This window comes from Streptomyces sp. NPDC034043 (genome assembly GCF_055575675.1).
This window is the reverse complement of sequence record NZ_JBVISF010000001.1, coordinates 656,350-679,329: the sequence shown is the minus strand read 5'-3', so window position 1 is coordinate 679,329 and position 22,980 is coordinate 656,350. Positions and strand designations below refer to the sequence as shown.

The 22,980-nt window shown below is 73.5% G+C and carries 16 protein-coding genes and 2 pseudogenes; 6 read left to right on the top strand and 12 right to left on the bottom strand.

The window, feature by feature from the left end:
- Nucleotides 1-4: 4 nt before the first annotated feature.
- The 5 genes and pseudogenes from ACZ51S_RS03485 to ACZ51S_RS03465 all read right to left on the bottom strand — a co-directional run bounded on the left by ACZ51S_RS03485 (nt 5) and on the right by ACZ51S_RS03465 (nt 7,522).
- The gene (locus tag ACZ51S_RS03485; protein ID WP_468959455.1) at nt 5-1,768 is read right to left on the bottom strand and encodes a bifunctional phosphatase PAP2/diacylglycerol kinase family protein; all 1,764 of its coding nucleotides are present in this window, start codon (nt 1,766-1,768) and stop codon (nt 5-7) included.
- Nucleotides 1,769-1,796: 28 nt separating this feature from the next.
- Complete coding sequence (locus ACZ51S_RS03480; RefSeq protein ID WP_468959454.1) at nt 1,797-2,684, bottom strand: DUF72 domain-containing protein; 888 nt, start codon at nt 2,682-2,684, stop codon at nt 1,797-1,799.
- Nucleotides 2,685-2,784: 100 nt separating this feature from the next.
- Nucleotides 2,785-4,081, bottom strand: a pseudogene (locus tag ACZ51S_RS03475) (MDR family MFS transporter).
- 10 nt (nt 4,082-4,091) lie between these two features.
- Nucleotides 4,092-5,642 (bottom strand): ABC transporter permease subunit, encoded by a 1,551-nt coding sequence (locus tag ACZ51S_RS03470; RefSeq protein WP_468959682.1) that lies wholly within the window; start codon nt 5,640-5,642, stop codon nt 4,092-4,094.
- A 377-nt stretch (nt 5,643-6,019) separates the two neighbouring features.
- Nucleotides 6,020-7,522: an ABC transporter substrate-binding protein gene (locus tag ACZ51S_RS03465; protein WP_468959452.1), complete on the bottom strand. Its 1,503-nt coding sequence runs from the start codon at nt 7,520-7,522 to the stop codon at nt 6,020-6,022.
- A gap of 245 nt (nt 7,523-7,767) precedes the next feature.
- Between ACZ51S_RS03465 and ACZ51S_RS03460 the strand changes: the two genes are divergently transcribed.
- Nucleotides 7,768-8,253, top strand: coding sequence for a cation:proton antiporter regulatory subunit (locus tag ACZ51S_RS03460; protein WP_468478107.1), 486 nt, complete (start codon nt 7,768-7,770; stop codon nt 8,251-8,253).
- Nucleotides 8,254-8,258: 5 nt separating this feature from the next.
- A complete protein-coding gene (locus tag ACZ51S_RS03455; protein ID WP_468478106.1) occupies nt 8,259-9,512 on the top strand; it encodes a cation:proton antiporter in 1,254 nt (417 codons plus the stop codon).
- 143 nt (nt 9,513-9,655) lie between these two features.
- Here the strand turns inward: ACZ51S_RS03455 and ACZ51S_RS03450 are convergent, their stop codons facing one another.
- Nucleotides 9,656-10,537, bottom strand: a complete 882-nt coding sequence (locus ACZ51S_RS03450) for a S1 family peptidase (protein ID WP_468959451.1) — start codon at nt 10,535-10,537, stop codon at nt 9,656-9,658.
- 565 nt (nt 10,538-11,102) lie between these two features.
- On the opposite strand from ACZ51S_RS03450, the pseudogene ACZ51S_RS03445 reads away from it, so the two are divergent.
- A pseudogene (locus ACZ51S_RS03445) lies at nt 11,103-12,272 on the top strand (collagenase); the annotation flags it as partial.
- A 121-nt stretch (nt 12,273-12,393) separates the two neighbouring features.
- On the opposite strand, the gene ACZ51S_RS03440 reads toward ACZ51S_RS03445, so the two are convergent.
- Together ACZ51S_RS03440 and ACZ51S_RS03435 are read right to left on the bottom strand one after the other, a co-directional pair.
- Nucleotides 12,394-13,893: a DHA2 family efflux MFS transporter permease subunit gene (locus ACZ51S_RS03440; RefSeq protein WP_468802866.1), complete on the bottom strand. Its 1,500-nt coding sequence runs from the start codon at nt 13,891-13,893 to the stop codon at nt 12,394-12,396.
- A 226-nt stretch (nt 13,894-14,119) separates the two neighbouring features.
- Nucleotides 14,120-15,499 (bottom strand): DUF5685 family protein, encoded by a 1,380-nt coding sequence (locus ACZ51S_RS03435; RefSeq protein WP_468959450.1) that lies wholly within the window; start codon nt 15,497-15,499, stop codon nt 14,120-14,122.
- 380 nt (nt 15,500-15,879) lie between these two features.
- Between ACZ51S_RS03435 and ACZ51S_RS03430 the strand changes: the two genes are divergently transcribed.
- Together ACZ51S_RS03430 and ACZ51S_RS03425 are read left to right on the top strand one after the other, a co-directional pair.
- The gene (locus ACZ51S_RS03430; protein WP_468885191.1) at nt 15,880-16,638 is read left to right on the top strand and encodes a PIG-L deacetylase family protein; all 759 of its coding nucleotides are present in this window, start codon (nt 15,880-15,882) and stop codon (nt 16,636-16,638) included.
- Nucleotides 16,639-17,174: 536 nt separating this feature from the next.
- The gene (locus ACZ51S_RS03425; protein ID WP_468959448.1) at nt 17,175-18,221 is read left to right on the top strand and encodes an SGNH/GDSL hydrolase family protein; all 1,047 of its coding nucleotides are present in this window, start codon (nt 17,175-17,177) and stop codon (nt 18,219-18,221) included.
- Nucleotides 18,222-18,521: 300 nt separating this feature from the next.
- On the opposite strand, the gene ACZ51S_RS03420 is transcribed toward ACZ51S_RS03425, so the two are convergent.
- Complete coding sequence (locus ACZ51S_RS03420) at nt 18,522-18,938, bottom strand: hypothetical protein (protein ID WP_468478101.1); 417 nt, start codon at nt 18,936-18,938, stop codon at nt 18,522-18,524.
- Between the two features lie 202 nt (nt 18,939-19,140).
- On the opposite strand from ACZ51S_RS03420, the gene ACZ51S_RS03415 reads away from it, so the two are divergent.
- On the top strand, nt 19,141-19,671 hold the full coding sequence (locus ACZ51S_RS03415; protein WP_468478100.1) for a hypothetical protein: 531 nt from the start codon (nt 19,141-19,143) through the stop codon (nt 19,669-19,671).
- A 213-nt stretch (nt 19,672-19,884) separates the two neighbouring features.
- On the opposite strand, the gene ACZ51S_RS03410 is transcribed toward ACZ51S_RS03415, so the two are convergent.
- The 3 genes from ACZ51S_RS03410 to ACZ51S_RS03400 all read right to left on the bottom strand — a co-directional run bounded on the left by ACZ51S_RS03410 (nt 19,885) and on the right by ACZ51S_RS03400 (nt 22,976).
- The gene (locus ACZ51S_RS03410; RefSeq protein ID WP_468959446.1) at nt 19,885-21,261 is read right to left on the bottom strand and encodes an NAD(P)-binding domain-containing protein; all 1,377 of its coding nucleotides are present in this window, start codon (nt 21,259-21,261) and stop codon (nt 19,885-19,887) included.
- 133 nt (nt 21,262-21,394) lie between these two features.
- Nucleotides 21,395-22,177, bottom strand: coding sequence for a sulfite exporter TauE/SafE family protein (locus ACZ51S_RS03405; protein ID WP_468478601.1), 783 nt, complete (start codon nt 22,175-22,177; stop codon nt 21,395-21,397).
- 76 nt (nt 22,178-22,253) lie between these two features.
- A complete protein-coding gene (locus ACZ51S_RS03400; protein WP_468478653.1) occupies nt 22,254-22,976 on the bottom strand; it encodes a cation efflux transmembrane domain-containing protein in 723 nt (240 codons plus the stop codon).
- Nucleotides 22,977-22,980 lie beyond the last annotated feature (4 nt).

The window sequence follows — 22,980 nt, the reverse complement described above, 5'->3', positions numbered from 1 at the left end:
GCCGTCACCGCCCGCCCGAGCCGTGTGCGCGGACGGCCGGTTCGGCCGCCGCCGTGCGCGTCCGCCCGTCCGGCGCGCGCGGCGGGAGCCAGATCCGCAGCGCGCCCGGTTCCACCTCCGCGCTCAGCCGGGTGCCCGCTCCGATGACGTCACCGTCGAGCTCACGCGGCTGGGGGCGGGCGAAGCGGATGTCGACGCGTACGGCGCTGAAGTACTCCAGCGCGCCGCCGGCCACCCTGCCGTACGCGCCGCCGGGGGCGGCCGCCGCCCGGCCTGGCAGCATGCGCGTCCCGAGGTATCCCGCCGCCGCGAGCCAGCCGCGGACGCCGCGCGGATCGAGCAGAGCCACCTCCAGCCGGCCGCTGTCGGGCCGGGCCTCGGGCAGCAGCGGCAGTCCGCCCTGGAGACTGCCGACGTTGCCGATGACGACCATGCGGGCGCGGCGCTCCCGTACGGGACCCCCGTCCAGCCGGATCGACAGGCGCATCCGCGGGTCCCGGAGGTGGCCGACGGCGGACAGTACGTACGCGGCCCAGCCCACGCGTCGCTTCGCCCGCTCCGAGGCGTCGGCGACCATGGCGGCGTCGAAGCCGGCTCCCGCCATGACGGTGAAGCGGGCGCTCCCCGGCCCGTCGCCCTCCACCCGGCCCACGTCGATCCTCGCCGTCTCCCCGGACAAGGCCGCCTCCAGCGCCGCAGCCGGGTCGGAGGGCAGCCCCAGGTTGCGGGCCAGCAGGTTGCCGGTGCCGCAGGGGACCACCGCGAGCGGGATCCCGGTGCCGGCCAGGACGTCGGCGCAGGCGCGTACCGTGCCGTCCCCGCCGCAGACCACGACGAGGGCGGTGTCCTCCTCGGCGATCCGCGCGGCGAGACCGCCCGCGGCGTGCTCGGCGGAGGTCTCCGTCCACGCCTGGTCGCGGTAGCCGTGGCGGCGCAGGACGCCCCGCACGCGCTCGGCCAGTTCCGTCCCGCAGCCGTGCGGGTGGCGCACCACCACGGCCCGGCGCCCCGCCGCGCCGCCGACGGCGGGGCGGGCGGCCGGGAGCCGGCCGGCCGGGACCGCGTCGCAGGCGGCACGCGCGAACGGCCGCGGCGGGGCGGGCAGCAGGAGCGCGTACGCCACGAGGAGCAGGGTGCAGGCGCCGTTGAGCAGGCCGCCCACCCCGTCGGACAGGTGGTGCATGCCCCGGTAGACCCGGGAGAACGCCACGAGCACCGGGACCAGGAGCAAGGCGCTGACCAGGGCGCGCCGCACCCAGGGCCTGTCGCCGCGCGGCCGGAGCGCGACGAGGACGGCGAGCCCGCCGTACAGCGCCACCGACGCTCCGACGTGCCCGGAGGGGAAGCTGGAGGTGGGCGGCGCGGCGTCGAGGTGGGGGACGTCCGGGCGCGGCCGCTCGACGGCGAGGGTCACCAGCAGAAAAACCGCGGACTGCGCGGCCACGGCCACGGCCAGGAACACCGCCTCCCGCAGCCGTCGTCCCCGCGAGAGCCCGGTGATCGCGGCGACGGCCAGGACGGTGAGGGCGATGACGGTCTGGGTGGCGGCCAGCAGGGACAGCCAGTCCGAGAACGCGGTGAGGGGGCCGCTGCGGTGGGCGGCCAGGCTCCGGTTGACGCCGTCCTCCGCGGACAGCGGCCACCGGTCGGCCAGCGGGCCGGTGACCATCAGCCCCACGGCGACCATCAGGGCCGCCTGTACCGGCAGCAGCCAGAGGAGGGCGAGGCGGCGGCCGGGTCCGGGGACCGCACTGCGTTCAGGTCTCATTGACGGCGTGTAACCCGGCGCGGGCCTCTCATGCGTGCCCGGCCGGCCCGATCGGCCCCTTCCTCTCGTCACGGTCCAGGAGGCCGCGCAGGGTCACGGCGGCGCGTACGGCGGCGTCGCCGCAGCAGTTGTTGAACAGGACGTGCAGCTCGTCGACCCGCTCCGCCAGGAGGCGCAGGCGCGGTATCCAGGCGCACAGTTCCTCCTCGGTGTAGGCGTGGCGGAAGCGGTCCTCCTTGCTGCCGGTCCCCCAGGCGGGGCTGCGTCCGTGGAAGCGGACCACTCCGAGCCCTGAGGAGGTGACGGGCGTGACGGGGGGCATCGAGGTGGGCAGCCCCTGGGCCGTGTCCACGGCCACCGCGGTGGCGTCCAGGTCCCTCAGCAGGGCGGCGGTGCGCTCCCGCCGGTCCTCGCGCCACCAGTCGGGATGGCGGAACTCCACGGCCACCGGCCACTGGTGCGCCCGCTTCCTGGTGCGGTGGAGCACAGTCTCGGCCCGGGCGCCGGGGGCGAATCCCGGCGGGAACTGGAACAGTACGGCGCCGAGCCGGCCGGTGTCCGCGAGGGGCCGCAGGGCCGCGCCGAAGCGGTGCCAGACCTCGTCGAGGAGCTCCGGGTCCCCGGCGGCGTAGCCGCGCAGGTCGGCGGGCAGGGCGGACGTGCGGGTCGGGTGGCCGGTGAGGAGGGAGAACGCCTTGACGTCGAACCGGAAGTGCGGCGGTGTGCGTTCGGTCCACAGCACGCTGTTGCGCACGCTGGGGAGGGCGTAGTAGCCGGCGTCGACCTCCACGACGGAGAACCGTTCGGCGTAGTACCTCAGCCGTCCCTCGGGGTCACGGCGCCCGGGTGGGTACCATCCGCTGCCCACGAGGGCCTTGTCCGTCCATGAACACGTCCCGATCCGCATCTCGCCCATAACGTCCGTCCCTTCGTCAGGGCCCGTCTGCCCGGAAGTCCCGGCGGCGATCGGCCGTGCCGTCAGTTCCGCCGGGACGCGCGGTCGCTCGTACCCGCCCTCACCGTGGAGATCCGTGGCGGCGGCCGTGGACCGCGCCGGGGTCGCGGGGCAGCAGACCCAGGGCGAGGACGGGCACGGCGGCGAGGGCCAGCCAGGGGACGGCGGGGGGGAAGGCCCAGGTCGAGGAGCGAGCCCGCGGCCGAGCTGCCCGCGAGGACGATCAGGCCGGAGACGGAGGACAACGCGCCGGTGTACAGGCCGAGCCGTCCGTCCTCGGCGAGGTCGGGCACCCGGGCGCGGGCGGCCGGGACGATCAGCATCTGGCCCAGGGTGAGGAGGACGACGTACCCGGCGGCGGGCAGCAGCCCGGCGGGTCCCGTCCACTCCGCCGGACGTGCGGCGGCCACGACGGTGAAACCGGCCGCGATCAGCAGCAGCCCGGCGGCCATGGAGCGGCGCGGGCCGAAGCGGCCGTCCGCCCAGCGGGTCACCGGGAGCTGGGCGCACACCACCAGCAGGGAGGACAGGGCGAACAGCCAGGACAGGGCCGCCTGGGAGCCGGTCACCCGTTCCACCTCGTCCGGCAGGGCGAGGTACAGCTGGTTGTAGCCGAGCAGGTAGGCGCCGTACGCGCAGCACAGGCCGAGGAAGCGGCGGTTGCGCAGCAGCGCGCGGGTCCCGCCCCGCCCGCGGGTGCGGACGCGGCCGGGGATGTGCTGCGGCATCAGCCGCGCGTGCCCGGCGAGGACGAGGACGAAGACCCCGGCCCCGGCGAGGCACACGGTACGGAAGTCGAGGGTCAGCAGGAGGCCCCCGAGCAGCGGCCCGACGAAGGCCCCCGCCTGCCCGGCCGCGCTGAACAGGGCCAGCGTCCGGGTGCGCGGGCCGTGGCCCTCCTGCTCGCGGAGCGCCGCCTGCCGGGCCGTCTCGGACTCCACGGCCGGGGAGAACAGGGCGGCGGCGAAGCCGGTCAGCAGGACCGCGCCGATCACGGCCCAGGTCGCCTCCGCGTACCCGAGCCAGGCGAATCCGGCGATCCGCAGCGCGCAGCCGGTCAGGACGACCGGGCGTACGCCGTGGCGGTCCACCAGCCATCCGCCGACCACGAACAGGCCCTGCTGGCTGAAGGTCCGCAGACCGAGGACGAAGCCGACCGTCCAGCCGGCCATGCCGATCGCGGTGCCCAGGTGTTCGGCCAGGAACGGCAGCACGGCGAAGAAGCCGGTGTTGAAGGCCAGCTGGGTCAGGATCAGCAGGCGCAGCAGCGGCGACAGGTGCTTCCACGTCCGCTCGCGCGGGGGCTTCGGAACCCGGGCGGCACGGCGGGGCAGGACGAGGGAGAAGATGCCGGTCATCGGGTTCCCTTCAGTCCGCGGACGGGGTGAGGACGGAGGGGCGCGGTGGCTCCGGCGCGCCCGGCGCCGGTACGGCGGGGGTGGCCGCGGGCGCCGCGGGGTGTACCGCCGCCCGCCGCCCCGGCCTGGGTACGCGTACTCCCCCGGGCTTCGGCCGGGGTGTCCCGCGCCTCGCCGCGCCCGCCGCCGTGACCGCGAGCGCGCCCAGGAGGGCGAGGACGGCGGCCGGGGCGAGGACGGCCCAGGGGGCCCGTTCGGCGTACGGGAGGTTCTCGGCGAGCAGCAGGCCCCACTCGGGCGACGGCGGCTGTGAGCCCAGGCCGAGGAAGCCGAGGGCGGCCAGCGACAGGGCGATGCCGGGGAGCCGGAGCAGGGCGTGGCGGAAGACGGGCGGCAGGACGGCCGGGAGCAGGACGCGCGTGAGGACGTACCGGCGGCCGGCGCCGAGGGCGCGGGTGGCGGTCAGGTGGGTGGCGGCGCGCTCCTGTCGGAGGAGGGCCGAGGTGTGGGTGGCGAGCGGGGACCAGGCGACGGCGGCCACGGCGAGCGCGGGGGTCCACGGGCCGCTGCCGGCGACACCGGTGACGAGGAGGCCGGCCAGTACGGGCGGCACGGCGTTGACGGTCTCGACCACGGGCCCGGACAGCCGTGGGAGCAGCCCCAGCAGCACACCGGTCAGGAGGGCGGCGGCGCTCACGGCGAGGGCGGTGCCGAGGGTGGTCAGGGCGCCGTGCGCGATGCGGGCCAGGACGTCCCGGCCGAGCGCGTCGGTTCCGAACGGGTGGGCCGTGGACGGGGCGTGGAGACGTGCGCCGGGGTGCAGGGCGAGCGGGTCCCGGGACAGGCCGGCGCCGATGAGGACGGCGAGCAGTGTCCCGTACAGCAGGGGCGGTGTCCGCGGTGCGGGCGGGGCGGGCCGGTGCAGGGAGAGCAGGGCGCCGTCACGCGGCACGGGTCCGGTCAGCAGCCGGGCGCAGAGCCGGGCCAGGGCGCCCGCGGCGGCCGCGAGCAGTACCAGGGCGAGCGTGCCGGTCTGCAGGACGGGCAGGTCCTGGGCGAGGGCGGCGCGCAGGGTGAGCCGGCCCAGGCCGGGGATGTCGAAGACCTGCTCGACGGCGACCGAGCCGCCGGTCAGACCGACGACGAACAGTCCCAGGTTGGGCAGGAGTCCCGGCAGGCAGCTCCGCAGCACCTGCCGTGCCACGGAGTGCGGCGGGACGCCCCGTGCGGCGGCGGCCGGCACCCAGGGCGCGTGGAACGCGCCGGGCAGCAGATCGTCCAGCATCCGCCCGAGGACCGCTCCGGCGGGCAGCCCGAGGGCGAGCGAGGGCAGCACCATCCACTGCGGGCCGTACCAGCCGAGGGCGGGTAGCCAGCCCAGCCGCACACCGATCAGCGAGGCGAGTACGGCGGCGACGAGGAACTCCGGCAGCGCGGCCAGTACCGCCGTCGCGGTGCCGCCGGCGGTGCGCTCGCCGAGTCCGCGCCGTGAACCGAGCCACAGGGTGCGGGCGCACACCGCGGCGGCCGTGCCCACGGCGACCGCGAGGGAGCCCGCCATCAGCAGGAGCGAGACGCCGAGGGCCTCCGCCACGGACGGCAGGACGTCGGTCCCGGAGATCCAGGACCGGCCCGCGTCCCCGTGCGGCAGCCGGCCGAGCCAGCGCGCGAGCAGGGCCGTCGGACCGTCGCCCAGGCCGAGTTCGTCGCGTACGGCGGCCAGTGCCTCGGGGCTGGGGTCGTGCTCCGCCGAGCGGGCCTTGAGCACGGTCAGCGCGGGGTCGGTGCGCGAGAGCCACGGCAGCAGACCGATCCCGCACACCACGGCCGCGGCGAGCAGGGCCCGCCACAGGAGGGTGTGCCCGCCGCCGCGGGCGAGGGCGCGCAGCGCGGTGGTCAGGGCTGCGGTGCCGCACCGGGTGGGGTCGGGGTTGCCGTTCAGCGCCGGGTCCCCGTTCCGATGAACTGCCGCTCGAACGGGTCGAGCAGCGTGCCCCGCACGGAGGCGCCGATGCCGGTGGAGACCTTCTGGTGCACGAGGGGGACCACCGCGTCGGTGCCGAGGACCGCTGCTTCCGCCTTCATGGCGGCGTTCTGCCGCTCGGTGGTGTCGGCCACGGCCCGGGCGTCCGCCACGGCCCGGTCGACGGCCGGGTCGCACAGCAGCGACAGGTTGTAGGTCCCCGCGCAGGTGAAGTCGCTGGCGAGGACGCTGACGGGGTCGCCGGTGTCGAGCACCATGTTGCGGGAGGCGACGGCGGCGTCGAACTTCCCCGCGAGGAGGTCGCTTTCGAGCCGTGCGTACTCGCGGACCTCCAGTTTCACCTTGAACCCGGCCTTTTCGAGCTGCCGCTGGAGCACCTGGGCGGCCTCGGCGAGCTCGGGGCGGCCGGTGTAGGTGGCGAGGGTGATGCTCTTCCCTCCGGGCTCGCCGGCCGCGGCCCGCCCGGTGGGCTCGGTCCGCTTGGCGGCGGCCCAGTTCAGGGCGGGGCCGTAGATGCCGTGCGCGGCCTCGGCGTTGCCCTCGTAGACGTCCTTGGCGATGACGGAGGTGTCGACCGCCCCGCGCGCGGCGGCGCGCAGTCCCGCGTCGGCGAAGACGCCGGACTTGGTGTTGAGGTAGAGGCTGGTGTTGCGGGCGGTGTTGGTTTCGTGGACGGTGCCCTGGTCCAGGGACGGGATCTGGGCCATGGGAAGGGCTTCGGCGATGTCGGCCCGGCCGGTCCGCAGGGCGTTGGCGCGGGCCGTGCCGTCGGCGACGAAGGTGGCGTCGATGCCCGGGGCCTGGGCGCGGCCGCCCCAGTAGTCGTCGAAGCGGTCCAGGGTGGCCGCCGTGTCGCCGGTGATCCGGGTGAGCGCGAAGGGGCCGGTGGCGGTGCCGACCGGGTTCACGGTGCCCTTCTCCCCGTACGCCTTCGGGGAGAGCACCGCCAGGCTCGGGTTGGACATGCGCAGGGGCAGTACCGGGTCGGCGGCGTCGGTGCCGATCCGCACCTGGCGCTCGCCGACCGCCTCGGCGGTCAGCCTGACGCCGGAGAGGGCGTTGGGGACGGGCTGGGCTCCGGCGGCATGGGTGAGGGCGGAGGCGACGGCCTGCGCGGTGAGCTCGGTGCCGTCCTGGAACTTCGCGCCGCGCAGGGTGAACAGCCAGCTGCGGCCGCCCTGCTCGCTGGTCCACGCCTCGGCGAGCGCGGGGACCGTGTTGCCGTTGGCGTCCAGCTTGGTCAGGCCCTCGGAGACGCCCAGCTTGGACAGGTGGAAGGCGTCCTGGCTGTGCGGGGAGAAGTTCCGGGTCGGCGGGAAGGCGAGCGCCACCCGCAGCCGGCTGCCGTCCGCGGAGCCCGCGGAGCCGGAGACCGGGTCGCCGCCGGAGGCGAAACAGCCGGTGAGGAGCGGGGTGAGGAGGAGACCGGCCATCAGCCGACGACGGGGGGTTCTCATGGTGCGCGCTCTTGCCTTCCGGTGGTGCCGATCAAGGGAACGCACCGAAGGTTACATGATAATCATTTCCAATTAAACGATCAGGGCGCGACCCTTCGCGGCCCCGCTTCTCACGAGAGACGAATGGCGATCGACCCCTCGCTCACCCGATCAGGTGATCCGCATGTCGATAAGGTGACAACGGAGGGTGTGCCCAGGCACGTCCGGTCTGCCGCAGGACACCACTACGAACCAGGGGGTTCGCCGTGCCCGTTCCACGTCTGAGCAGTACACCGCTGCCGGGTATCGGGGTCAGGTACGACCTCACCACCCGCGAGCACCGCCGCCTGTCGGTGGTCGCCCACCGCGACGGCACCCGCACGGTGAACGCCTACCGCAGGGACGATCCGGACGAGTGCGCGCTGTCCGTGAAACTGACCGCCGGTGAGACCGAGGCGCTGATCGACGCGTTGATGCCCTCCCACCACAGCCCGAACCTGCTGTCCACGACCGATCTGGGGCTGGTGGCGGAGCGGATCGAGCTGTCCTCGACCTCTCACTGGAACGGCCGGGTGCTGGGCGAGACCAGGATGCGGACCGCGACCGGGGCGTCGGTCGTGGCCGTCCTGCGCCGTTCGGGAGCGGTCCCCTCGCCGACGCCGGACTTCCGTCTGGCGGGCGGGGACACGCTCATCGTGATCGGCACCCGCGAGGGTGTCGGGGCCGCCGCCTCGATCCTCGGCCGGGAGTGAGCGCCGTGCACTCCTCCGCGGTCTTCCTGATCGAGTTCGGCGCGATCATCCTGGGACTGGGCCTGCTGGGCCGCTTCGCCGGCCGGTTCCGGTTCTCCCCGATACCCCTCTACCTCATCGCCGGCCTCGCCTTCGGCGAGGGCGGACTGCTGCCGCTCGGGGCGAGCGAGGAGTTCGTCGCGATCGGCGCCGAGATCGGCGTCATCCTGCTCCTGCTGATGCTCGGCCTGGAGTACACGGCCAGCGACCTGGTCTCCAACCTCAAGACCCAGTACGCGGCGGGCCTGGTCGACGCCGCCCTGAACGCCTTGCCCGGCGCGGCGATGGCCCTGCTGCTGGGCTGGGGTCCGGTCGCGGCCGTCGTCCTGGCCGGAGTCACCTGGATCTCCTCCTCCGGCGTCATCGCCAAGGTGATGGGCGACCTCGGGCGCCTCGGCAACCGCGAGACCCCGGTGATCCTCAGCATCCTGGTCCTCGAGGACCTCGCCATGGCGGTCTACCTCCCGATCATCACCGCGCTGCTGGCCGGGGTGAGCCTCGCCGCCGGAAGCGTCACCCTCGCGATCGCGCTGGGCGTGGCGGGCCTGGTGCTGTTCCTCGCGGTCCGCTTCGGCCGGGTCATCTCCCGGTTCGTCTCCAGCGACGACCCCGAGAAGCTGCTGCTCGTCGTCCTCGGGCTGACCCTCCTGGTCGCCGGGATCGCCCAGCAGCTCCAGGTGTCGGCGGCCGTCGGAGCCTTCCTGGTCGGGATCGCCCTGTCGGGCGAGGTCGCCGAAGGTGCGCACAACCTGCTCAGCCCGCTGCGGGACCTGTTCGCGGCCGTGTTCTTCGTCTTCTTCGGCCTGCACACCGACCCCGCCAGCATCCCGCCCGTGCTGCTGCCCGCCCTGGCGCTGGCGGTCGTCACGGCCGGCACGAAGATCACCACCGGCTACTGGGCCGCGCGCCGCGCCGGGATCTCGGTGAAGGGCCGCTGGCGGGCCGGCGGCACGCTCGTGGCGCGCGGCGAGTTCTCCATCGTCATCGCGGGGCTCGCGGTCACCGCGGGCATCGAGCCCGCGCTGGGGCCACTCGCCACCGCCTACGTCCTGGTGCTGGTCATCGTCGGACCGCTGACCGCCCGCTACACCGAACCCGTCGCGACCTGGCTCACCGGGCGCCGCACACGCGTCCGCGCGGCCCGGCCCGGGGCCGCGGAGGTCATGCCGGAGGCGCTGGAAGCGGTCGACGACAGCACGGCCGGCCGCCGCGGCGCATGAGCCGGCCGCCCGGGCCGGCCCGCCGTCGTGGCGGCCGCCACCACACCGAGGCACGCCGGGCTCGCCGGCCCGCTGGGCCCGCTGAGGGGACCGCGCCCCGGTCCCGTGTCACGGTCGGGACCGGGGGCGGCCGAGGGGCATGCTCAGAGGAGGGACACCCGGTACTTGGCGAGGGCCTCGGGCACCGGCTGGTAGAACGTCGTACCGCCGACGGTGCAGTTGCCGCTGCCGCCGGAGGTGATGCCGAGCGCCTTCGTGCCGTCGTACAGCGCCCCGCCCGAGTCACCGGGCTCCGCGCACACGTTGGTCTGGATCATGCCGCGGACCGTGCCGCCGCCGCTGTAGTGGACGGTGGCGTCGAGACCGGTGACCGTTCCGCTCTTCGTGCCGGTGGTGGAGCCGCTGCGCTTCACGGGCTCGCCCACGTAGGCGTTGGCGGCGGTGAAGCCGCCGGGGTGGCTCAGCGAGGTGTTGTCGTAGCGGACCAGGGCGTAGTCGTTGCCCGGGAAGCTCGACCCGACGGTGGGCCCGATCAGCGTGCTCTGGGCGGAGTTGGCGTACCAGGTTTTGACCACGTTGCCGCAGTGGCCGGCGGTCAGGAAGGAGTACGTGCTGCCGCTGACGACGTTGAAGGCGGCCGAACAGCGGTAGCCACCGCCGTAGATGGCGTCGCCCGGCCCCAGCAGGGTGGTGAACGTGCCGGGGGTGCGCTCGATGCGCAGGGCGCCCGCCTCGGCCCCCGCCGCCTTCCGGATCTTCTCCAGGCCGGCGGCGGACACGGTGCTGTCGGCGGTCACGACGACCCGGCCGTTCGCCCGGTCCACGTACCAAGCGGTCCCGCCGACGTCGGCGTTCAGGACGGCCTGGTCGACCCTGGCCAGCTCCGCCGCCCCGAAGGACCGCGGGGCGGCGGCCTGGGCGGTGGGCAGGCTGAGCCCGGTGGCCGCCAGCAGGCCCGCGGTGACGGCGGCGAACACGGCTCGTCTCGGCGTGCGGGTGGGGGAACTGGTGCGCGTGATCCTCACTGATCTCCTCCTCGGAGCGTCGGGGCCCGTGGGGTGGGGGCCCTGTGAGGCGCGTCAGGAAATGGCGTGTCCCTGACAGACGCTGCAGTGAGTATGTGGAGGGACTCCCTCACGCACAAGACCACCGACCTCGTCCGTCCCGTGAGCGTCCGCCCGCGCTAAGCCGTGCGGTCCGAGGGGTTAACAGTGCCATTTCACATTGCTATGTTACGCGGCAGCGCTTCCGCGGCACCGCACCATCCACCCCTGCCGAACCGTCAGGAGACTTTCCTTGCCCGCTCCGAGATCCTTGCGCGCGTCCCTGCTCACCGCCGTGACAGTCGCGACGCTCGCCCTGTCCGCGCTGCCCGCCGCCCAGGCCTCCCCCGTGCCCGCCCCGGGGCCGGCACCCGCCTCCGCGCCCGCCTCCGTCTCCGCGCCCGCCTCCGCCATCGCCACGAAGGCGGACCCCGGGCCGTCCGACTCGGCTCGCGACCGGCGCGACCGGCGCGACCGCGTGGAGCGGGCCGCCACGGCCGCGTCCGCCACCCAGGCCACCCCCGGGGGCTCCTGCCATTCGCCGAAGTGCAAGGCCGAGCTGGAGGCACGGCTCTTCCCGTACACGTACACCTACGACAAGGGCGCGATCAAGGTCCGCACCGGGCTCGACCGGGCGACCGTCGACCAGCTCTACTACGCGAGCAAGCAGGTCAAGTCACACTTCCACCGCGTGCTCGGCACCGAGCAGCCGCTCGCCGGAGACACCAACGCCACCCTCACCGTCGTGCTGTACGCCTCGCGCGCCGACTACGTGGAGTACCAGCCGATCCTCACCGGTCTGAGCACCGACAACGGCGGCATGTACATCGAGTCCACGGCGACCTTCTACACCTACCAGCGGCGCGTGCCCGAGGACTCCTCCCTCACCCTGGAGGAACTGTTCCGGCACGAGTACGCCCACTACCTCAACGGCCGGTTCGCCGTCCCGGGCACCTTCGGCTCCGGCGCCTGGTACAGCGGTGACCGGACCACGGCGATGGACGAGGGCACGGCGGAGTTCTTCGACGGCGCCACCCGCGACGACGGGGTCGCGGTGCGCAAGTCCCTGGTCCAGGGGATCATCGACGACACCGCGGCCGGCGGCCCGCGGATGAGCGTGGACCAGCTCCTGCACGCGACGTACTCCGGGGACGGCTTCCGCTTCTACGACTACGCGGGCACCTTCTTCGAGTACATGTGGCGGGACAGGCCGTCCGAACTCCAGGCCATGTACCGCTTCTTGAGGTCCAACGACGTCACCGGATTCGACGCCTGGCGCAACCGCCTGGGCGCCGACGCCGCCGTCCAGCGCGGGTACGACACCTTCCTCGACGAGCAGATAGCCAAGGTCGGCGACCTGTACGTCCCCCGTACGGTGTTCCAGCCCACCGGGACCCTCACCCACGACACCGCGGACCAGGTGCGGTCGGCCCTCTCCGGCGCCAGTGGGACCGCGGCGCAGTGCGCGGACACGGGCGCCACCGGCACCAACCGGCGGTTCGTGTGCACGGGGCAGCTGACGGCCACGCTGCGCGACACGGCCGCCCCGGACCTGGTCTTCCAGGACATGTCGGCCGCCACGGACGGGCGGCTGATCGAGCGCGCCCTCGGCAGCGGCACCAACTTCCAGGACATGAACTGCTGGTTCGGCCCGACCGCCATCGCCGGAAGCGCCGGCACCTCCGCGTACACCTGCGAGGGCCCGCTCAGGGGCTGACGGAACGGAACGCCGTCTCCGCGCCGCTCGGCTCCGGGAGGGAGCCGGCAGCACGGAGCCGGCGTTCCACCGACCGGGGCGGACGACCGGCCGCCGCCCGCTCCCCGCCGGCACCGGGGCCTCAGGTGGGCGTATGGGCGGTCTTGTTCGTCGCGGTGCCGTCCTCGTCCTGGGCCTCCGGCTCGGAAGGCTTCTCCGGAGCGGGCGGTGTGCGGATCAGCAAGGCGACCAGTACGGCCACGGCGCCGAGCACGGCGCCGATGCCGAATCCCCACCGGACACCCGCGGCGAGGGCGCCGGTGGCGTCGGCACCCTCGGCCGCCGCCGTGGCGGCGCGGCCCGACATGACGCTGATGACGAGGGCGGTGCCGGCGGCGGCCGCGACCTGCTGGAGCGAGCCCAGGATGGCGGAGCCGTGGGGGTAGAGGTGTGGGGGGAGTACGGACAGGCCGGAGGTGAAGACGGGGGTGAAGACGAACGCCATGCCCGCGCTCAGGGCCACGTGCAGGGCGAGCACCACCCACGGCGAGGTCTGCTCGCCCGTGAGCGCGAACAGCGCGAGGCACAGCGCGGTGAGCACGGCGCCGGGGACGACCAGGCGTGGAGCGCCGAGCCGGTCGTAGAGCTTGCCGACCTGCGGTCCGAGCAGGCCCATGGTCAGGCCGCCGGGGATGAGGAGCAGCCCGGTCTGCAGTGAGGTCAGGCCGCACACCTCCTGGAGGTAGATGGGCAGCAGGATGAACGCACCCATGAGGGCCATGAAGGACAGGCACATCAGCCCGAGTGCCACGGAGAAGTGACGGAACATCAGGGCGCGCAGGTCCAGCAGTGGTGCGGACGAACGCTGCAGTGCCAGCTGCCGCCATACGAACAGGCCCACGAGCACGGCGCCGGCCACCGTGATGGCCTCCGCGGGCACGGGGGCCTGGGCGGCGTTCTCGGCGCCGAGCCCGCTCAGGCCGTAGACCAGGGCGCCGAAGCCCGCTGCCGCCAGGGGGACGGACAGCCAGTCGATGGGGGTGGGCTGCGGCTCGCCGATGTTGACCAGTTTGCTCCGGCCGAATATGGCCATGGCTCCGGCGATCGGAAGCACGGCCACGAACAGCAGGCGCCACGAGCCGAGCTGCAGCAGCACTCCGGAGACGGCGGGGCCGAGGGCGGGGGCGACGGAGATGACGAGGGTGATGTTGCCCATGACGCGCCCGCGGTCGTGCGGGGGCACGAGGGTCATCAGGGTGGTCATGAGCAGCGGCATCATGACGGCGGTGCCGCTGGCCTGGATGACGCGGGCGGCCAGCAGTACGGGGAATGCGGGCGCGGCCGCGGCCAGTGCCGTGCCGGCGAGGAAGAGCGCCATGGCGAGACCGAACGCGGTTCTGGTCGTCACGCGCTGGAGGAACCACCCCGTCACCGGGATGACGACGGCCATGGTGAGCATGAAGGCCGTGGACAGCCACCCCGCGGCGGCGGCGGTGACCTCGAAGTCGCGCATGAGCCGCGGGATCGCGTTGACCATGATCGTCTCGTTGAGGAGGACGACGAAGGTGGACAGCACGAGGATCCGCAGCACGGCGGTGACGCGGGCGGGTGAGGGGCTGGGTGTTTCGTGTGGTGCGGGCATGGTGCCTTCCGTCATGTGAGTGTCCTCCGCGCGTGGCGGTCACCCTGACAGACTGCGGCGCCGGCAAGAACTCATCGGTCTTCCCCGATCCTGTCGGTGCCACCGCCCGGGTTCAACCCATTTTCCCGGCCCGGGACCGCCAGGAGGCGGCTTCGGAGCAAACCGGCGCCTCCCGCCGCGGGCACCCGGTTTCCCCGCCGGGCGGGGAAACCGGGCTCCTCCACCTTCAGTCGCAGCAGTCGCAGCAGCACTTGCACGGATTGCAGCAGCCACCGCCGCCGCAGCCGTCGCCCGAACCTCCGCCGGAACCACCGGAGCCGCCGGAACCACGCCCACCGCCCGAACCGCCGCCCGAACCGCCGAAGTTGCCACCGGAGTTGCCGCCGGAGTAGCCGCCGCCCTGGCCGCCGAACCAGCCGTCGTTCCCGGAACCGTCCCGGCTCGAGCCGCCGTTGCGGTTGCCGTCGCCGAACTGGATGGGCTCCCCGTCATCCGGGCCGCCGTCGTCGCACCGGCAGCACCTGGAGCACAACCTGCAATCGCCGCACAGCCGGCCCCACTCGCGACACCGCCGGCACTGCCCCTCCGGCGGCCGGCCCGACGCCGTCACCCCGCCCATCGTGGCGGCGCCCGCAAGCTCCCCCACGCCGCAGGCCGAGGCCGTTTCCGCATCCGTCCCGGTACGGCGTCCCAGCCAGGGCAGCATGCGCAGGCCGCCCCGCGCCTCTCGCCGGGGCTTGTGGTGACGGTGCCGAGGGTCGAAGACACGGTCGACGGCACGTTCCAGCTCGCCGCCCAACAGCGTCCGTACCAGCCGTCCGTCGACGAACACGGCGTCATCCAGGGCGAGTCGGATCCCGCGGACGGCATCGTCGCAGAGCCGGCGCACCTCGGCTCGGTCCGCGCCGGTCACGGCGATCGGGTTCCACGCGCCGGACGCCGCGTCCGCGTCCAGGTCCTCCACCGCATCCAGCAGATGCGCCAGCCGACCGAACAGACGGCCCGCTTCCGCCAGCGGTTCGGCGTTGCCCGGGCGGTCCGTGAGCACCGCGGTGTACGCGAAGGCGGCTGCGGTCGCCGTCTCCGAGGGCTCCGTGACCGCCAGCAGCGAGCCCCCGTGACCGGTCGCCCGCTCGATGTCCGCCTGGCGCTCGACCGCACGGATCAGCAGCGCGGTGTCGAAGCCGAGCCGCTCACCGCCCGCGACGCCCGCACGGTCCCAGTTGTGGGCGATCCGGCGGGCCGCCAGCGCCACCGGGCGCCGCCCCACCAGGCCGTCACCGTCGGCCGCGTGGTCGCGCATCTTCGCCGCGGCCAGCACCAGCGACACCGTCGCCGCCAGCCGCGCACCCTCACCCCGCGCCACGTCCGCCGACCGCATCCCGCGCAGCGGGCACGGCCCGGCACCCCGCCGCCAGTCCCCGGTCCGCTCCGACTGCGCTTCGGTCAGCACCGAGACGATCAGGCCGTCATAGTTGGTGGCCACCCTCGCGAACTGCCCGTACTCGCTGCGCAGAGCCAGGCACAGCCCGCACAGATGCGCCATCCACTCGGTACGCAAGCCCTCGCCCAGGCGATGACGGCATGGCCTGATGATTCCGAACACCGATCGTTCTCCCCCGTAGGAACAGCTACCCGGACGCATCCGGTCGGACGGCTCACGGACGCAGGACTGCACATGAGCACGACCCGGCGCGACGTCAACCACATGTGACATCAGCGCGCGGCCGACATCCTAGACGGTCCCTCCGGAGCGCTGTGCGCGGAGTCGCGTACGACGGCGTCCGGGGCCGTTACGTGACGGACGACGGCCGGCCCGGTGCGTCTCCGAGGGCTGGACCCGCGCCACAGCTCCGCGCTGCGCGCCGCCGACACGGGTGCAGTACGGAGGAACTGCGGGCGCAGCCGAGCTGGTCCGTGTCACCGTCGGAGATCGCACCGACGCGCCGCGCCGTCGATCCGTTCCACCAGGAGGCCACCGTGCCGCTGCCCAGTCTGCTCGGCGTCTTCGCCCACCCCGACGACGAAGCCCTCGTCGCCGGCGGAGTCCTCGCCGCACACGCCGGCTCCGGTGCCCGGACGACCGTCGTCACCACCACCTGGGCCCCCGACAGCCACCGCGCCGCCGAACTCGCCGACGCCACAGCGGCCCTGGGCGCCGGCGAACCCCGCATGCTGGGGTACGCCGACCACCGCATCCCCCAGTCCGCTCCGGGCCGCCCACGCCTGTGCGACGCACCGCTCGACGAGGTGATCGAGGAACTCGTCCGGCACATCAGGCAGTTCCGGCCCGAGATCGTGGTCACCCACGACGCCTACGGGCAGCTCACCGGCCACCCCGACCACCGCCACACCCACCGCGTCACCACCATGGCCTTCACCGCCGCCGGGCTGGAGCACCTCTGTCCCGACGCCGGGGAACCCTGGCAGCCGGCAGCTCTGTACACCGCCACCCACCCTCACTCCGCCCTCGATGACCTGAAGCCCCTGCTCACCGGAGTGGGCAAGTCGCTCCTGAGCGTGCCTGACGAGTTGATCACCGCAACGGTCGACGTCCGGCCCTGGCTCGGCAGGAAGTGGCGGGCAATCCTCGCGCACCGCAGCGAGGTCGCGAAGGACCGCCCGCTCCCCGCGCTCCTCTCCCGCCTCCCTGAACCGACCCGGAACAGGATCATCGGCACGGAATACTTCTCCCGCCTCCACGCGCACGAGTCGGCCGCCGGGCTCAGACGGCTGGCGGTATAGGTCGGGACCGCAGACCGTCCACCGCTCCCCGCCCCAAGGTGGTGTGCGGCCTTCCGCGGTGACCAGCGCTGGAGCGGTTCACCTCGCCGTCGACCGATCCCGGTGGCGAGAACGAACCCCGGTCATTTTCGCGCCTCCACCGCCTCTGCGTTGAGTTCCTCGACGGAGACTCCCCAGTTCTCCTCCCAACCGTCCAGGTGGTGGGCGCAGTGCACAAGGGGCTCCAGCTCTTCGGGGTCGTCGAGGTCATGGGCCGCCGGTTGAACGGCGGGCTGAAGGGTCGTTTCCGTAAATGATCCGCAGGCCGTGTCGGGCGTCTGGTCGCCGCGCGGCCGGCCGCCGATCCGGTGCGTGCGTCGGCTGTTGGCAGACCGCAGGCGGCAGCACGAAGATCCGATCATTTAGCTCGATCGGGGTTGGAAGGTCCCGATTCGGTCGAGCGGCGGACCGGTGGCATGGATGCTCTTGCGCGAGACGCCTTCCCATTTGGGGCACATTGCGGCTCCGGGGCGTCTTATGCCGATTCTGGAGGATTGATGCGACACCCTGTCTCCCGTCTCAGGACGCGGGCCCTGGCGGTCGGGCTCGCCCTGGCGGCTGCCTCACTCGCGCCCTCGGGCTCCGCTGGTGCGGCTGACCAGTACGAGTGGGCCGCACTCGGCGACTCGTACACGGCCGGCGGCTTCGTCGGAGACCCACAGCCCGCGCTCGGTGGCCCGTCGCGGGACGGCTGCGACCGCACCACCGACGCCTACCCCGGCCTCGTCGAGCGGGAGCTCGCCGAGTTCCCGCCCGGCAAAGCCGTCCACCTGACCAACGTCAGCTGCGGCAACGCCACCATCGACAACATCGCCACGGCCCGGCAGACGCCGATCAGCCCCGTCGAGCCCCCCAACGGAGGCTGGACCGCGGTGAACCCGCAGATCCAGCGGGCCCAGCTGAACGAGCAGACCGACGTCGTCACCATCGGCGTCGGCGGCAACAGCCTGCCGTTCGGCGGCATGCTCCTCAAGTGCCTCGAACTGGGCTCCAAGTACGGCGAGTCCTGCCGCGAGTACTACACCAACCCGCCCGAGGGAGAGGAGAGCATCCAGGACAAGATCGCCAGGGTCCAGGACGAGTACATCACCATGCTCGCCAAGGTGCACGAGGCCGCACCCAACGCCAAGGTGATCACCGTCGGCTACCCGGCCGTCCTGCCGGAGAACGGCAGCGAGTGCAACCGCCTCTCCCTCACCGAGCTGAGCGCGATCAAGCACGCCGACATCGACTGGCTCCGTGAAAACGTCCTCAAGCCGCTGAACGGGACCATCCAGCAGGTCTCCTCGTTCTTCGGCGACCGTTACGTCGACGTCTACTCCTCCAGCGTGGGCCACGACGCCTGCCAGCCCGCGGGCACGAAGTGGGTCGAGGGAATCTGCGGCGAGGCCGAGGACTACTGGCCCACGAAGCTCCCCGGCACCGCGCTGAACTGCGGTCTCATCCAGAAGCGCGTCACCCTGGTTCACCCCAACGGTGCCGGACACGCCAACGCCGCCGCGCACGTCGAACGAGCCATCCGCATCGCCCTCCTCCAAGGCTGACCGACCACCCCCGGCGCCGGCGCGGCCCGAGCCCGAAGGTGGGCCCGGGCTGCGCCCGTCATGGGCACCGGGACGAGGCCGTAGCCGTGGCCGTGACCGCTGCGAGCGAACGGCGCGCACAACACTGCGGTCGCGGCCGAAGGGGCCCCCGCACCGCGTCAGGACGATCTCCATCCTGGGCGCCGCGGCCCGCCGCCACTACCGCCGACCGGCGGGAACGCACCCCCGCCATGAGGAGCCCCCGGAGCCTCCCTCCCGGCAGGCACCACCGGAGCAAGGGCCGGGGCGGGCCGGAGTGCCTCAGAGGACTCGCGTACAGCCGTTGCGGGTGCAGAACTCCTCGGCCAGACGGACGTTGTTGCCGTCGTACATCGTGATGTAGACCCGCTGGACGCCGCCCGGGACCGCGATCCGCAGCGATCCGCTGAGGGGCTGGTCCGGCCCGCCGGCCTGGGCGAACGGGCTGCAGATGAGACCCGACCTCGCGTCGCCGTTCGCCCCGTAGGCGCAGACCCGGCGGTAGCCGCTCGCCGCGTGGACGGCGCCGGAGACGGTGGCGGTGTACCCGTCGGTGAAGTGGATCGTTCCGGACGTGGTGCTGTTGCCGTAGGCCATGCCGAAGGGCATGTCCACGGCGTTCACGGTGGCTTGCGCCGGCGCGGCGAAACCGATGGCCGTCATCGCGGCCGCGGCCATCACCATCAGGGCCTTGCGCATGTCTCTTCCTCTCCGTCGGACGAACCTGGAGCGAACAGGAGCTTCGGCCACCCTACTCGCGGCGGCCGGCTCGACCACCGCGATCAGGCCGACGTCGCACGCCCGCGGCACCCGCTTGTGCCGGTGGTTCGAGGTGGCCGGTCGTCCGATGGAGCCGTCCGGAGGGATGTTCACCGCCGGAGGCGCTCGGTAGGTTCACGCCATGAGTGATGACGAGGACTACGTGGACAAGAGCCCGGCCGCCGGGCGCATGGGGAAGGCCGCGGAGTACTTGGTCGCGGCCTCCTGCATCCTCGCCACGGGCGGGGAGTTGAACGTCTCCACCTCGCTCGTGGACGACGAGGGGGTGGACCTCGTCTTCCACCGGCGCGGGAGCTCCGCGACTCTGGCGGTGCAGGTGAAGGCGCGGATGTCCACGGGAACGCAGGTACAGAAGAACCGGCTGATGGCCTTCGTGCGGTCGCAGACGTTCCAGCCGCGGACCAACCTGGACATGCTGTTCATCGCCGTGGATGTCGAGCGGGGGGTCATCACGATGGCGTGGCTGATCCCGAGCGGCACGTTCGCCGAGATGGTGACCGAGCCCAACAGCAAGGGGCGCTTCAAGTTCTCGGCGTCGATGAAGCCGGACTCCAAGGATCGCTGGAGCCAGTTCCGGATGCCGGCGGCGGAGCTCTCCCAGCGCGTCCTCGCCCGATTGGCCGAATTGGAGAAGGTGGGGGTCGCTGGTTAGGCGGTCGACAGAGGAGCCGTTCGTCCTTCCCCAGGGGACCAGGGCTGCCGCGATGTGGGCCGGTGCGCAAAGGAGTCCGGAGAGGAGGCCGTAGTAGACGATGCCCCAGCTGGTGATCTGCGTGGCGCAGAGCGCGGGCAGCACGCCGCGGCGCCGCGACCGGTCCCCTGTTCCGGTCGCGGCGCCGCTGCCGCGGGGATCGGTCACCGCGGGTCAGCAGCCGCCGGACTGAGCCGGTGCGCCGACGCCGAGGCCGACGGTGAGCGTGGTGGGGGCCGCGCAGCAGCCGCCGCCGGTCTCCTCGGCGGCCTGGGGCTGGTCGAAGAGTCCGGCGCCGCCGCAGACTCCGGTCTCGGGGAGGGTCAGCTCGACGCGTTCGGCGGCTTCCCGGTCGCCCGCGAGGGCGGCGGCGATGGAGCGGACCTGCTCGTATCCGGTCATGGCGAGGAAGGTCGGCGCACGGCCGTAGGACTTCATGCCGACCAGGTAGACGTCCTTCTCCGGGTGGGAGAGCTCGTTGACCCCGTGGGGGTAGACGGTGCCGCACGAGTGCTGGTTCGGGTCGATCAGCGGCGCGAGCTCCAGCGGGGCCTGGAGGCGCTCGTCGAGTCCGAGCCGCAGTTCGTTCAGGAAGGAGAGGTCGGGGCGCAGGCCGGTGAGGACGATGACCTCGTCCACGGGATCCAGATGCCGGCCGTCTTCCGCCACGAGGACCAGCCGGTTGCCGTCGCGCCGGACGGCGGAGGTGCGGAAGCCGGTGACCGCGTCGGCGTAGCCGTCGTCGACGGCGGCCTTGGCGGCGAGGCCGAGGGCGCCACGGGCGGGGAGCTGGTCGGCGGTGCCGCCGCCGAAGGTGGAACCGCTGATGCCCCGGCGGAGGACCCACACCGCTCGGGTGGCGGACTCCTCCTTGGCGAGGGCGGCCAGGTGGGCGAGGGCGGTGAAGGCCGAGGCGCCGGAGCCGATGACGGCGGTGCGCTTGCCGGCGTAACGGGCGCGGACGGCCGGGTCCTTGAGGTCGGGGATCCGGTACGAGATCCGGTCCGAGGCGGCGTGCTCGCCGAGGGCGGGGAGGCCGTCGCCGCCGATGGGGCTGGGGGTGGACCAGGTGCCGGAGGCGTCGATGACGGCGCGGGCGGTGATCCGCTCCTCGGTGCCGCCGGCGTTCAGGACGCTGATGGTGAAGGGCTGCGCATCGCGGTCGGCGTCGACGATCCGGTCGCGGCCGAGCCGGGAGACGCCGGTCACCGTGGCGCCGTAGCGGACCCGGTCACCGAGGACATCGGCGAGCGGCTGGAGGTACTTCTCGGCCCAGTCCGCGCCGGAGGGGTACGCCGCACCGTCGGGGGCGGTCCAGCCGGTGGGGGCCAGGAGCTTCTCGGCGGCCGGATCGACTACCTCGGACCAGGTGGAGAACAACCGCACGTGGCCCCACTCGCGCACCGCGCTGCCGGCGGCCGGTCCGGCTTCCAGGACCAGGGGCGTGAGGCCACGCGCGACGAGGTGCGCGGCGGCGGCCAAACCGGCCGGGCCTGCCCCGATGACCACGACGGGCAGGTGGCCGTTGACGGTGGTTGCGCTGGCGTTCACGAGGTTCCCCTTTGGTTCGACGCTTGTCGATGTCTGACCCGATCAGCATCCCACCTGCTTCGACGGGCGTCAACATAGACATCTATCAAAATGGGCGGTCGCCTCCCCTGGCAGCGGGTCCGCGTGAGCGGCGTCAGGTCAGGGTCTGGGCCGCGTAGAGGACGCCGAGGGCAGCGGCCAGCGCACCGAGCAGGAGCCGCAGTGCGGTCCCGGGGAGGTGGGGCTGCAGGCGGGCGCCGAGGTAGCCGCCGATCAGGCCGCCCGCACCGCAGGCCAGGCCCAGGGGCCAGTCGGGGGCCACTTGTCCGCTGCCGGCCAGGGACAGCAGCGCGAAGGTCGCGGCGCCGACGAGGGACGTCGCGAAGGTCGAGGCCAGGGCGGCCGGGGCGACACGGGCGACGGGCACGCCCCGGCCGACGAGGATCGGGCCGAGGAGGGACCCGCCGCCGATCCCGTAGACACCGCCCACCACTCCGACGGCCATGGCGAGGCCGGTGACCGTACGGGCGGACGGTTCGGCGGCGGGCCGCCCGTGCGAAGGGCGGAGCGTACGGGCACACAGCCACAATCCCAACGGGAGCAGGAGGGCCGCGATGAGGAGCCGGAAGACGGTCGGGCCCGGCAGGGCGAAGACCCGGATGACGGCGCCCGCGCACACCCCGGGAAGGCTGCCGGCCACCAGACGGCGGGTGAGCGAGCCGCGCAGGGCGCCGGTCCGGCCGTAGCGCCACAGGGCTCCGGGGCCGGCGACGACGTTGAAGAGCAGGTTGGTCGGCGTGACCGCGGGGGTCGGCACGCCGAAGACGCTGAGCTGGACCGGGAGCAGGAACACCGCACCCGACACCCCGACCGGTGCGGTGACGACGGCGATCAGCAGCCCGGCGGCCGGCGCTCCCAGAACGAGCCACCAGTCCACCGCTGCCCCCGCCCCGAGATCGTGGGGCCAGTATCAGCCCGCCCCTCCCCGGGGCGGCCGGCCCGCAATGCGATGTTCACGGACAACAGGCGCATCCGGGCTCGCACGCGCACGCGTCCCCGTCCGCATCCCGGTCCGCATCCCCGTCCGGCGCGGGGGCCGCCGCGGTCGACGGAGCCGCGCAGCAGCCCTTGCCCTGCCAGGCGTCGCGGCCTTCCTTGACCGCGACGGCGGCGATGACGAGGGCGGCGATGGGGTCGGCCCAGGACCAGCCGAGGGTGGCGTTGAGGACCAGACCGGCGAGGAGGACGGCGGAGAGGTACGTGCAGAGCAGGGTCTGCTTGGAGTCCGCGACCGCACTGGCGGAGCCGAGTTCACGCCCCGCGCGACGCTGGGCGGCGGACAGGAACGGCATGACCGCCAGCGAGAGCGCGGCGATGACGATGCCGGGGACGGAAACCTCCGCCTCACCGGTGCCGGTCAGGGCGCGGATCGCGTCGAAGGTGACGTAGGCGGCGAGGGCGAAGAAGGAGACGGCGATGATCCGCAGGGTGGTCTTCTCGCGGGCTTCGCGCCTCGCGTGGTCGCGGGCGGAGAACTGCCAGGCGACGGCGGTGGCGGAGGACACCTCGATGACGGAATCGAGGCCGAAGCCGATCAGTGCGGTGGAGGAGGCGAGGGTGCCCGCAGTGAGCGCGCCGGCCGCCTCGATGGCGTTGTAGGTGATGGTCGCGGCGACCAGGAGGCGTATGCGCTGGGCGAGGGCATCGCGGCGGGCCGGGGAGGGCCCGATGGACATGGCC